Origin of the sequence: Curtobacterium sp. MCBD17_032 (genome assembly GCF_003234855.1) — a bacterium.
Lineage (GTDB): Bacteria > Actinomycetota > Actinomycetes > Actinomycetales > Microbacteriaceae > Curtobacterium.
The window spans coordinates 45,623-57,483 of record NZ_QKTO01000004.1; the positions used below are offsets into that span (position 1 = coordinate 45,623).

The following is an 11,861-nucleotide window of genomic DNA, read 5'->3' on the forward strand; positions in this document are numbered from 1 at the left end:
GTCGGTCCGCGACCGACGCCGACCCGGAGGCCGTCACCCGTCGGGTGGCGGCCTCCGTCGTCCCCGGAGGGGAGGCCCGTCACCCGTCGGGTCTCGCCCGCACCCGGGTACCGTGGTCCCGTCCACACCGGTCGGGCCCGTCCGACACGAACACGCGAGGAGCGTCGTATGGCCGATCCGAGCCTCCGGTCCGACCCGGCGACACGGTCCCGCGCCGACGTGCAGCGGTGGCGTCGCTACCTGGCCGACGAGCGCGCCGAGGCCGCCGTCTACCGGAACCTCGCGTCGCGACGCACCGGCGAGGAGCGCGAGATCCTCGTCGCCCTGGCGGAGGCCGAGGGTCGTCACGAGCAGCACTGGCGCGACCTCCTCGGGGACGACGTCGGACGACCGCTGCGGGGGAGCATCCGTACCCGGGTGCTCGCCGCGCTGGCGGCGCGGTTCGGATCGGTCTTCGTGCTCGCCCTCATGCAGCGCGCCGAGGACCGCTCGCCGTACGCGGACGACGCCGACGCGACCGCGCAGATGGCGGCCGACGAGCGGATCCACGGCGAGGTGGTACGCGGGCTCGCGAACCGCGGCCGGATGCGGCTGTCCGGCACCTTCCGTGCGGCGGTCTTCGGTGCCAACGACGGACTCGTGTCCAACCTCGCGCTCATCATCGGCGTGAGTGCCTCCGGGGCGGACCGGCACGTCGTCCTGCTGAGCGGCGTCGCCGGCCTGCTCGCCGGGGCGCTGTCCATGGGGGCGGGGGAGTACGTGTCGGTCCGGTCGCAGCGGGAGCTCCTCGACGCATCGGCCCCGCACCCGGAGGCGCAGCGCGCGGTCGCCGACCTCGACGTGGACGCGAACGAGCTCGCGCTCGTCTACCGGGCGCGGGGCATGTCCGAGGACGAGGCAGCCGCCCACGCCGACGAGGTGCTCGCCGCCCTGCTCGCGAGCCCCGCGACCGGGGGCCTCCCGGTCGTGCGGAGCCGTTCCGCGCTGCCACGCCCGGCCGCCACCGAGGGGACCGACGAGCACGAGGCGGTCGGCACCGGTACGGGTGCGGCGCTCTCCAGCTTCTGCTTCTTCGCCTCCGGCGCGGTGATCCCGGTCCTGCCCTACCTGGTCGGGCTCGACGGGTGGGCGGCGATCGGGGTGGCGTCCACGCTCGTCGGCCTCGCCCTCCTCGGCACCGGCGCCGTGGTCGGTGTGCTCAGCGGGGCGTCACCGCTCCGACGGGCACTCCGTCAGCTCGGTATCGGTTTCGGGGCTGCGGCCGTCACGTACGTCCTCGGGCTGCTCTTCGGCACCGGATCGGCCTGACGCACCGGTCGGCCTGACGCACCGGTCGGCCTGACGCACGGGATCGGCCTGACGCACCGGGTCGGCCTGCACCACGGGCCGACGGGAGGCCGGTGGTGCAGCGGACGGGCGGTTCAGCGTCGGGCGGCGGCGCGGGCGGGCAGGAGGAGCAGCGCCGCGCTGCCCACGCCGACGAGGGCGATGCCCGCCAGGACGGTGAAGACCTCGAGGGCGAGGGTCGGGGCGAGCAGCACGGCGACACCGCACAGCAGGGACAGCACGCCGCTCACGACGGACGGCACCCGGGACGACCCGGGGTGGCCGACCAGTGCACCGACGAGTGCCGCGACGCCCTCGACGAGGAACCCGACCCCGGCGAGCACCGCGTACACGACGAGTGGCACCGCGGGGTCGACGAGCGTCACGAGTCCGGCGAGCCCGACGAGCGCACCGACGACGCCGGAGGTCCAGCGCCAGACGGGGGACGTTCCGTGTCCTCGGGCGGCGGCGAAGACACGCATCGACCCGGCCACGACGAGGTACACACCGAACAGGAGCGCGACGAGCACCAGCGTCGGCCGGGGCCACACGACGGCGACGATGCCGGCCGCGACCGCGACCGCGGCGGTGACGATGACGAACGCACGGAACGTGCGGACGGCGCGTGAGTCCACCGTGGCTCCTCCCTGACTGGTCTGCCGGACCTCCGACCGTACCGTGCGCGGGTCCCGCGGTCCGGGTGGGTCGTCACTGCGGTGGCTGGTACGCTGAGTGCGCTCGCGAGTGTGGTGGAATGGTAGACACGGGGCACTCAAAATGCTCTGCCTCTGGCGTGCGGGTTCGAGTCCCGCCACTCGTACACAGTCGTCCCGGCCGACCTCGTCCGGTCCCCGTCGCCCGTTCCGGATCGGCTCCGGATGCCGCCCTCGGATCGCGCGTCTAGTAGGCTCTTCGTCGTGAGTGACACAGAAGCAACCGCAGCCGCACCCCGTCGCGTCGTCGTCGCCGAGGACGAGTCGCTCATCCGCCTCGACATCGTCGAGATCCTCCGCGACAACGGGTTCGACGTGGTCGGTGAAGCCGGCGACGGTGAGACCGCGGTGCAGCTCGCGACCGACCTGCGTCCCGACCTCGTGATCATGGACGTCAAGATGCCGCAGCTCGACGGCATCTCCGCGGCCGAGAAGCTGTCGAAGAACCACATCGCACCGGTCGTGCTCCTCACGGCGTTCAGTCAGAAGGAGCTCGTCGAGCGTGCGACCGAGGCCGGTGCGCTCGCGTACGTCGTCAAGCCCTTCACCCCGAACGACCTGCTCCCCGCGATCGAGATCGCCCTCTCGCGGTACCAGCAGATCATCACGCTCGAAGCCGAGGTGGCCGACCTCGTCGAGCGCTTCGAGACCCGCAAGCTCGTCGACCGCGCGAAGGGCTTGCTCAACGAGAAGATGGGCCTCACCGAGCCCGAGGCGTTCCGCTGGATCCAGAAGGCCTCGATGGACCGCCGGCTGACGATGCACGACGTCGCCAAGGCGATCATCGAGCAGCTCAGCGCGAAGAAGTAGTCGCCCGCGACCGCTCAGGAAGGCGCCCTCCCGGACCGGGACGGCGCCTTCCGTGCGTCCTGCCCCGACCGGGGCGGCCTTCCCTCCCCGCGCGACCACCTGGCAGGCTGGAGGCATGGACGACGTGGTGATCCGGGCCTCCCGGGCCGACGACATGCCGGCGGTGGCCGACCTGCGGTGGCGGTGGCGCGTGGACGAGGACGGCATCGCGCCGGTCGGGACGCCCGCGTCCTACCGGGTGGCGGTGACGCGGTTCGCGGCGGCCCACCCGGAGACGCATCGGTGCGTGGTCGCCGAGCACGGCGGGGTCGTCGTGGGCATGGCCTGGCTGGCGATCGTCGCCCGGCCGCCGACGCCGGACCGGCCGGCGCGCAGCACGGCGGACGTGCAGACGGTCTACGTCGCACCGGAGGCCAGGGGCCGCGGCATCGCGCAGCGGCTGGTCCGGGCGGTGCTCGACCTGGCCGACGAGGCCGGGGCGGAGCGCACGACGGTGCACTCGAGCGTGGTGGGTGAGTCGTTGTACCGGCGGCTCGGGTTCGGGGATGCCCCGCGGCTGCTGCAGGCGCCACCGGAGGACTGACCGGCGCGCGGGCGCGGTCGACCCGGTCAGCGGGCGTCGCGGATGATGTTCGTGATGCGCACGGTCGAGCAGCGGCGACCCTCGTCGTCGGTCAGGACGATCTCGTGCGTGGTGAGCGTGCCGCCGAGGTGGATCGCGGTGCACGTGCCGGTCACACGGCCGCTCGTCGCGCTGCGCGAGTGCGAGGCGCTCAGCTCGATGCCCATGGCGTAGCGGCCCGGGCCAGCGTGGATGTTCGCCGCCATCGACCCGAGGCTCTCGGCGAGGACGACGTACGCGCCACCGTGCAGGAGCCCGACCGGCTGGCGGTTGCCCTCGACGGGGATGCTCGCGACGGCACGCTCGGCGGAGAGTTCGGTGAAGACCATGCCCATCTTCTCCGCGAGTTCGCCCATGCCGCGGTCGGCGTACTCGGCGAGGCCCTCGGGGGAGCCGGTGGTGGTGGTCGCGTCGGTCATGCGTGCTCCTCGGGCGGTGGTCCTGCCCGCCGTCCTCGGAGCCGGCCCGGGGCCGGCCGTCGGGGGCCGTCGGTAGGCTGTCCGGGTGTCGGACTCCGCAAAGCCTACCCTCATGGTCATCGACGGCCACTCGCTCGCGTTCCGGGCGTTCTACGCCCTCCCGGTCGACAGTTTCGTGAACCGCGAGGGGCAGCACACGAACGCCATCCACGGCTTCATCTCGATGCTGCTCATGCTCCTCCAGCGCGAGAAGCCGACGCACCTGGCGGTCGCGTTCGACATCTCCCGGTTCTCGTTCCGCACGCGGGAGTACGAGGACTACAAGGGCACGCGCTCCGAGACCCCCGCGGAGTTCAAGGGCCAGATCCCGCTCCTGCAGCAGGCGCTCGAGGCGATGGGCATCACCACCGTCACGAAGGAGGACTTCGAGGCCGACGACATCCTCGCGACCCTCTCGAAGCAGGGCGCCGACCAGGGGTACCAGGTGTACGTCGTGTCCGGCGACCGCGACTCCATCCAGCTCGTGAACGACGACGTCACGCTGCTGTACCCGTCCGTCCGCGGCGTGTCCGAGCTCACCCGGTACGACCGCGACAAGGTGTACGAGCGCTACGGCATCGAGCCGCACCAGTACCCGGACATCGCCGCCTTGGTCGGCGAGACCAGCGACAACCTGATCGGCATCGACAAGGTCGGCGAGAAGACCGCCGTCAAGTGGATCACGCAGTACGGGTCGCTCGACGGCGTGCTCGAACACGCCGACGAGATCAAGGGCGTCGTCGGGAACAACCTGCGCGAGCAGAAGGACCGGGCGATCCGGAACCGGAAGCTCAACCGGCTCGTCACCGACGTCGAGCTGCCGGTCGGACCCGGTGACGTCGCCCTCCGCCCGCTCGACGAGACCGCGGTGCGCGAGCTCTTCGCGACGCTGCAGTTCCGCACGCTGCTCGACCGCGTGTTCAAGGTCATCGGTGGGAGCGAGTCGACCGAGGCCGGCACGACCGAGGGCTCCGTCGAGGACGCCGGACCCACGCCCCCGCCGGTGAAGACCCTCATCGACGAGGAACTCGGCCACTGGCTCGAGCGGAAGGGCGCGGCCGACGCCGAGAACGGGTACGGCGTCGCGGTCGAGGTCATCGACGGTCGGCTCAGCGCGATCGGCATCGCCACCCACGACGACGCCGTCCTCGTGCCGGGCGGCAGCGGGGCGCTCGACTACGAGCAGTTGGCCACGTGGTTCGCCTCGGACGCCCCGAAGCACTTCCACGACGCCAAAGCCGCGATCAAGGCGCTCGGGACCGCGGGGTTCACGGTCGCGGGCGTCGCAGGAGACGCCCGCATCACCGGGTGGCTCGCGAACCCCGGCAAGCAGGGGCAGCCCCTCGCGGACCTCGTGTACCAGGAACTGGGCGAGGAGCTTCCGACCGCCGACCCGAACCAGCTCGTGCCGGAGACGGACCCGGTCAACGTCGGCGTGCACGCCTGGTACGTGCTCCGCGTCACCACGGCCCTCCGTGCCCGGATCGACCCGAGCTCGCTGACCGTGCTCGACGACATCGAACTCCCGCTGACGGCCGTGCTCGCGCGGATGGAGACCACGGGTGTCGGGATCGACCGACCGGTGCTCACCGGGCTGTCGCACGAGCTGGGGGAGCGCGCCGCCGACCTCGCGCAGCAGGCCTTCGCGGAGATCGGGCACGAGGTCAACCTCGGGTCGCCGAAGCAGCTGCAGGAGGTCCTGTTCACCGAGCTCGCGATGCCGAAGACCCGGAAGACGAAGACCGGGTTCTCCACGGACGCCGCGAGCCTGGCCGACCTGCAGGAGCAGCACCCGCACCCGTTCCTCGGTCTGCTGCTGCAGCACCGCGACGCCACGAAGCTCCGGCAGATCGTCGACACCCTCGACGCAGCGGTCGTCGACGGTCGCATCCACACCCGGTACGAGCAGACCGGCACGAGCACCGGGCGGGTGTCCTCGACCGACCCGAACCTGCAGAACATCCCGGTGAAGACGGCCGTCGGGCGTCGTATCCGGTCGGCGTTCGCCGTGGCCGAGCCGTACACGACCCTGCTCACCGCCGACTACTCGCAGATCGAGATGCGGATCATGGCGCACCTGTCGGGGGACGCCGGTCTGATCCAGGCGTTCAACGAGGGCGAGGACCTGCACCGCTTCGTCGGTGCCCGCGTGTTCGGCGTCGAACCGGCGGACGTCAGCCCGGAGATGCGCACGAAGGTCAAGGCCATGTCCTACGGCCTGGCGTACGGCCTCAGCGCGTTCGGGCTCTCGAAGCAGCTCCGCATCGAGCAGAGCGAGGCCCGCACCCTCATGACGGAGTACTTCGCCCGGTTCGGCGCGGTACGCGACTACCTCCGCAACGTGGTCGAGCAGGCGCGTGAGGACGGCTACACCGAGACGATCTTCGGCCGGCGCCGCCCGTTCCCGGACCTGAAGAGCCCGAACCGGGTGCTCCGCGAGAACGCCGAGCGCGCGGCGCTGAACGCTCCGATCCAGGGGTCCGCGGCGGACATCATGAAGATCGCGATGCTCGGGGTCGACGCGGACCTGCGCGACGGCGACCTCGGCTCCCGGCTGCTGCTGCAGGTGCACGACGAACTCATCCTCGAGGTCGCGCCCGGTGAGCAAGACCGGGTCGAGGAGATCCTCCGCACCCGCATGGGTGGGGCAGCCGAACTGACCGTCCCGCTCGACGTGTCGGTCGGGCTCGGCACGAACTGGGAGGCTGCGGCGCACTGAGCGCGGTCGCACCCGGGTGAGCGGCGGGACGGACGGGAGGCGCGCCTCCCGTCCGTCCCGCCGCTCGCTCCGTGCTGGTGGGTAGGGTCGGGGACATGAGCGATGACCGTCCCGTCCGTCAGCCGTCCGCCGTCGACCAGGTCGCCGAGGAGTGGGTCACCACCCTCGTCGAGCTCGACCCGACGGTCGCCACGTACATCGGGGTCCCCGGGCGCACCGACTCCTACGGCGACACGTCGCCGGCGGGTGCCGCGGCCCTCGCCGACGCCGCTCGCGCCGCCCGCCGAGCGCTCGACGCGGCCGGAGCCCGCGACGACATCGACCGCGTGACGAAGACCGACCTCGGCGCGGAGCTCGACCTGACCGTCGAGTCTGTCGAGCGGAAGCTCCACCTGCGTGACCTCAACGTCATCCAGAGCCCCGCGCAGTCCCTCCGCGACGTGTTCGACCTCATGCCGACCGCCACGGCGGACGACTGGCAGGACGTCGCCGGGCGGCTGCACGCCCTGCCGGACGCCCTCGAGGGCTACCGGGAGACCCTGCTCGAGGGCACCCGCGAGGGGGTGACCGCGGCGAAGCGCCAGGTCGAGCTCATCGCCGAGCAGGCCGCCCGGAACGGTGCTGCCGACGGGTTCTTCCGCCAGCTCGTCGACGGCGCCGCGCTCGAGGGCGGTGCGCCGGTCCCGGACGAGCTGCGCGCCGACCTGACGCGCGGAGCCGAGATCGCGGCGGCCGCCTACCGGTCCTTCGGCGCGTTCCTGCAGCACGACGTCCTGCCGCTCTCGACCCCGGTCGACGCGGTCGGTCGGGAGGACTACGCCCTGCACTCCCGCCGGTTCCTCGGCGCGGTCGTCGACCTCGACGAGACGTACGAGTGGGGGATCGAGGAACTGGCCCGGATGCGGGACGAGCAGGAACGGATCGCGGACCGGATCGAGTCCGGCGCGAGCGTGGCCCGGGCGATCGAGGTGCTCGACGCCGACCCGTCGCGCACCCTGCACGGCACGGAGGCCCTCCGCGCCTGGATGCAGGAGACCAGCGACGAGTCGATCCGGGCGATGGACGGCCGGTACTTCGACATCGCCGACCCGATAAAGCGCCTGGAGTGCCGGATCGCCCCCACCCAGGAGGGCGGGATCTACTACACGGGCCCGTCCGACGACTTCTCGCGCCCGGGGCGCATGTGGTGGTCCGTCCCGCAGGGCGTCACCGAGTTCGGCACCTGGCGGGAGAAGACCACGGTCTACCACGAGGGCGTCCCCGGGCACCACCTGCAGATCAGCCAGGCCGTGCACAACCGCGGCGAGCTCAACACCTGGCGGCGCCAGCTCGCCGGTCCGTCCGGACACGTCGAGGGCTGGGCGCTGTACGCCGAGCGCCTGATGGAGCAGCTCGGGTTCCTCGACGACGACGGGGACCGCCTCGGCATGCTCGACGGGCAGCGCATGCGGGCGGCCCGCGTGGTCCTCGACATCGGCGTGCACCTGCAGAAGACCAACCCCGACGGGGGCGGGTGGACGTGGGAGTACGCCCTCGACTTCATGGGACGGAACGTCAACATGGACCCCGCGTTCGTGCAGTTCGAGGTCGCCCGCTACTTCGGGTGGCCGGGCCAGGCCCCGTCGTACAAGGTCGGGCAGCGCGTCTGGGAGTCGATCCGGGACGAGGTGGCGGCCCGCGAGGGCTCGTCGTTCGACCTCAAGGCGTTCCACCACCGGGCCCTCGCGCTGGGCGGGGTCGGGCTCGACACCCTGCGGAGTGCGCTCGTCGGCTGAGGGCGACACGCCCGGTTGTGGGCGCCGGTCCCGCTGGATAGACTTGTGCGGCGCAATCCGCGCCAACAACACACATCGCCACGGTGGCTCGCACCGGGCCCGACAGGTCACACGGCCTGCAGGACCGGACCGCGGACCGGGGGTCGCTCCCTCGCCGCCTGGCCCGACTCATGTCCGTTCGGAGCAATCTCTACATGACAACCACCACGACCAAGGCTCCCAAGCAGGTCGCCATCAACGACATCGGCTCGGCTGATGACTTCCTGGCCGAGGTCGAGAAGACCCTGAAGTTCTTCAACGACGGAGACCTCATCTCCGGCACCGTCGTGAAGATCGACCGCGACGAGGTCCTCCTCGACGTCGGGTACAAGACCGAGGGCGTCATCCCCTCGCGCGAGCTCTCGATCAAGCACGACGTCGACCCCAACGAGGTCGTCAACGTCGGTGACGAGGTCGAGGCCCTGGTCCTCCAGAAGGAGGACAAGGAAGGCCGCCTGATCCTGTCGAAGAAGCGTGCACAGTACGAGCGTGCATGGGGCGACGTCGAGAAGATCAAGGAGTCCGACGGCGTCGTGACCGGTACGGTCATCGAGGTCGTCAAGGGCGGTCTGATCGTCGACATCGGCCTCCGCGGCTTCCTCCCGGCCTCGCTCATCGAGCTGCGCCGTGTCCGCGACCTGACGCCGTACCTCGGTCAGGAGCTCGAGGCGAAGATCCTCGAACTCGACAAGAACCGCAACAACGTGGTCCTCTCGCGCCGCGCCCTGCTCGAGCAGACGCAGTCCGAGTCGCGCACCACGTTCCTCAACAACCTCCACAAGGGCCAGGTCCGCAAGGGCGTCGTCTCGTCGATCGTCAACTTCGGTGCGTTCGTCGACCTCGGTGGCGTCGACGGCCTCGTCCACGTCTCCGAGCTCAGCTGGAAGCACATCGAGCACGCCAGCGAGGTCGTCGAGGTCGGTCAGGAAGTCACCGTCGAGATCCTCGAGGTGGACCTGGACCGCGAGCGCGTGTCGCTCTCGCTCAAGGCCACGCAGGAGGACCCGTGGCAGGTCTTCGCCCGCACCCACGCGATCGGTCAGATCGCGCCGGGCAAGGTCACGAAGCTCGTGCCGTTCGGTGCCTTCGTCCGCGTCGCGGACGGCATCGAGGGTCTCGTGCACATCTCGGAGCTCTCGAACAAGCACGTCGAGCTCGCCGAGCAGGTCGTGTCCGTGGGCGACGAGGTGTTCGTCAAGATCATCGACATCGACCTCGACCGTCGCCGTATCTCGCTCAGCCTCAAGCAGGCCAACGAGGGCGTCGACCCGGAGAGCACCGAGTTCGACCCGGCGCTCTACGGGATGCCGACCGAGTACGACGAGAAGGGCGACTACAAGTACCCCGAGGGCTTCGACCCGGAGACCAACGAGTGGCTCGAGGGCTACGACACCCAGCGCGAGGAGTGGGAGCGTCAGTACGCTGCCGCCCAGGCCCGCTGGGAGGCCCACAAGGCCCAGGTCGCCAAGTCCCTCACCGAAGAGGCGCAGGGTGGCTTCGACCTCCCGGCCGCCGCTTCGTCGTCGTTCACGAGCGAGACGACCGGCGCCGGCACCCTCGCCGACGACGCGTCCCTCGCGGCACTCCGTGAGAAGCTCAGCTCGACCAACTGAGCACCGCTCGATCGACTGATCGAGTCGCACTGACCGGAGCCCGGTCCTGATCGTCCCGCACGGGACGGACGGGGCCGGGCTTCCGGCGTTCCCGGAGACGACCGTGCCACGCTGTCGTCGTGCGCATCATCGGACTCACGGGCGGCATCGCCGCGGGCAAGTCGACGGTCTCGAGGCGGTTCGCCGAGCACGGCGCGGTGGTGGTGGACGCCGACCAGCTCGCGCGGGACGCCGTCGCCCCCGGCAGCGCGGGCCTCGCCGCGGTGCGGGAGCGCTTCGGCCCTGCCGTCGTGACGGCCGACGGTGCGCTCGACCGCCCCGCACTCGGCTCGATCGTGTTCGCGGACCCGGCGGCACGGAAGGACCTCGAGGGAATCACCCACCCGGAGGTCTGGCGCCTCGCTCAGGAGCGCTTCGATGCCGCTGCGGCGGCCGACCCGGATGCGCTCGTCGTGTACGACGTGCCGCTGCTGGCCGAGGCGGCGGGCTCCCGTCCCCTGCGCTTCGACGCGGTCGTGGTCGTCGACGCGCCGGCCGCGGTCCGTGTCGACCGGCTCGTCGGACACCGGGGCATGTCGCGAGCGGACGCCGAGCGTCGGGTGGCGGCTCAAGCGTCCGACGCGGACCGCCTCGCCCTCGCCGACCACGTGGTCGACGCCACCGGTTCGGTCGCGGACACGATCCGCTCGGCGGACGAGGTCTGGGCCCGTCTCACCCGATGAGGGCACACCACCGGCTGCTCGTCGTCGCCGTGCTCGTCCTGGTCGCGATCGGCCTGGCATCGCTCGTCGGCGCGAACGTGCTCGGCGCCGAGCGGGTCGCCGAGGGCGGACGACCGGGGCAGCCGCACCGCACGCTCGAACCGGGCGAGGCACCGCACGACGACTTCCACCGCTTCCGCCTCGGGTCCATCGACGGGGAGCGTCTGTCGCCGAACCGTGACGACTTCGCCGCACGGACGTCACCGGACGGGCCGCTGCTGCTGTTCCTGCCGGCCACCCGGTCGAAGCCGGCCGACTACCAGCGCTTCCTGACGACGGCGCTCGGCGACGGGTACCACGTGCTCGGTCTCGACTACTGGAACCTGGGCAAGACGCTGTCGGCCACCTGCGAGGCCGACGCGCGCTGCTACGGACAGGTCCAACGGAACCGGTTCGACGGGACGCGGAGTTCCGGGTACAGCAGGGTCACCCCGGCGGGCTCGATCGTGTCGCGGTTCCGTGACGCGGTGGCGCACCTGGACGAAGTGGACCCCGACGGCGGCTGGGGGCGGTTCGTGCGCGGGGACGAGGACATCGCCTGGGAGGACATCGTCGTCGCCGGGCACTCCCAGGGCGGCGGTGAGGCCGCGTACATCGCCCACATCCGACCCGTCCTCGGCGCCCTGGCCTTCTCGGCACCGGTGGAGTCCGTCGGCCCGGTCCACGCGGCCTGGATGGACCGGCCGGGCAGGACCCCGGCGAGCCGGGTGTACGCGATCGACGACGTCCGCGACCACTACGGTCCCCGGATCACCGGGTCGTGGACGGCGCTCGGTCTCGACGGACCCGGTGGCGCCGCCGGTGGGAGCCGTCCGTGGCGGACCGACACCGCGCCGCCTCCACCGGGGGCCGATCCGCACGCGATCCTCACCGATCTGCCCGGCGGCGACGCCCGGTCCGCCCACTCGCGGATCATCAAGGACTCGACCCCGCTCGACGAGCACGGGGACCCGCGCATGCTCCCGCTCTGGCAGTGGATGCTGCACCGGTTCCCCACCCCGGACCTTCCCTCCGCGCGGTCATAG

10 protein-coding genes and 1 tRNA gene are annotated in these 11,861 nt (G+C 71.6%); 9 read left to right on the forward strand and 2 right to left on the reverse strand.

Translation table 11 applies throughout. From position 1 onward, the window contains the following. Window positions 1–168: 168 nt before the first annotated feature. Window positions 169–1,308 (forward strand): VIT1/CCC1 transporter family protein, encoded by a 1,140-nt coding sequence (locus DEI91_RS07840; protein WP_111051766.1) that lies wholly within the window; start codon window positions 169–171, stop codon window positions 1,306–1,308. 113 nt (window positions 1,309–1,421) lie between these two features. On the opposite strand, the gene DEI91_RS07845 is transcribed toward DEI91_RS07840, so the two are convergent. Beyond that, a complete protein-coding gene (locus tag DEI91_RS07845; RefSeq protein ID WP_181439528.1) occupies window positions 1,422–1,961 on the reverse strand; it encodes an HdeD family acid-resistance protein in 540 nt (179 codons plus the stop codon). A 105-nt stretch (window positions 1,962–2,066) separates the two neighbouring features. Here DEI91_RS07845 and DEI91_RS07850 point away from each other — a divergent pair. From DEI91_RS07850 to DEI91_RS07860, 3 genes are all read left to right on the forward strand, one after another. Then, window positions 2,067–2,146, forward strand: a tRNA-Leu gene (locus tag DEI91_RS07850). A gap of 97 nt (window positions 2,147–2,243) precedes the next feature. Beyond that, window positions 2,244–2,849 carry an ANTAR domain-containing response regulator gene (locus tag DEI91_RS07855; protein ID WP_110825040.1) on the forward strand — a complete coding sequence of 202 codons (606 nt, stop codon included), beginning with the start codon at window positions 2,244–2,246 and terminating at the stop codon, window positions 2,847–2,849. 115 nt (window positions 2,850–2,964) lie between these two features. Next, on the forward strand, window positions 2,965–3,432 hold the full coding sequence (locus DEI91_RS07860; protein ID WP_111051768.1) for a GNAT family N-acetyltransferase: 468 nt from the start codon (window positions 2,965–2,967) through the stop codon (window positions 3,430–3,432). A gap of 26 nt (window positions 3,433–3,458) precedes the next feature. Here DEI91_RS07860 and DEI91_RS07865 read toward each other — a convergent pair whose 3' ends face one another. Continuing rightward, a complete protein-coding gene (locus DEI91_RS07865; protein ID WP_110825038.1) occupies window positions 3,459–3,890 on the reverse strand; it encodes a PaaI family thioesterase in 432 nt (143 codons plus the stop codon). An 85-nt stretch (window positions 3,891–3,975) separates the two neighbouring features. On the opposite strand from DEI91_RS07865, the gene polA reads away from it, so the two are divergent. The 5 genes from polA to DEI91_RS16230 all read left to right on the forward strand — a co-directional run bounded on the left by polA (window position 3,976) and on the right by DEI91_RS16230 (window position 11,861). Next, complete coding sequence (polA, locus tag DEI91_RS07870; RefSeq protein WP_111051769.1) at window positions 3,976–6,648, forward strand: DNA polymerase I; 2,673 nt, start codon at window positions 3,976–3,978, stop codon at window positions 6,646–6,648. Between the two features lie 95 nt (window positions 6,649–6,743). Then, window positions 6,744–8,423: a DUF885 domain-containing protein gene (locus DEI91_RS07875; RefSeq protein WP_111051770.1), complete on the forward strand. Its 1,680-nt coding sequence runs from the start codon at window positions 6,744–6,746 to the stop codon at window positions 8,421–8,423. 194 nt (window positions 8,424–8,617) lie between these two features. Then, window positions 8,618–10,075, forward strand: a complete 1,458-nt coding sequence (gene rpsA / locus DEI91_RS07880; protein ID WP_111051771.1) for a 30S ribosomal protein S1 — start codon at window positions 8,618–8,620, stop codon at window positions 10,073–10,075. 119 nt (window positions 10,076–10,194) lie between these two features. Then, window positions 10,195–10,797 (forward strand): dephospho-CoA kinase, encoded by a 603-nt coding sequence (gene coaE, locus DEI91_RS07885; protein ID WP_111051772.1) that lies wholly within the window; start codon window positions 10,195–10,197, stop codon window positions 10,795–10,797. Continuing rightward, window positions 10,794–11,861 (forward strand): hypothetical protein, encoded by a 1,068-nt coding sequence (locus DEI91_RS16230; RefSeq protein WP_181439529.1) that lies wholly within the window; start codon window positions 10,794–10,796, stop codon window positions 11,859–11,861. The genes coaE and DEI91_RS16230 overlap by 4 nt, the downstream gene beginning before the upstream one ends.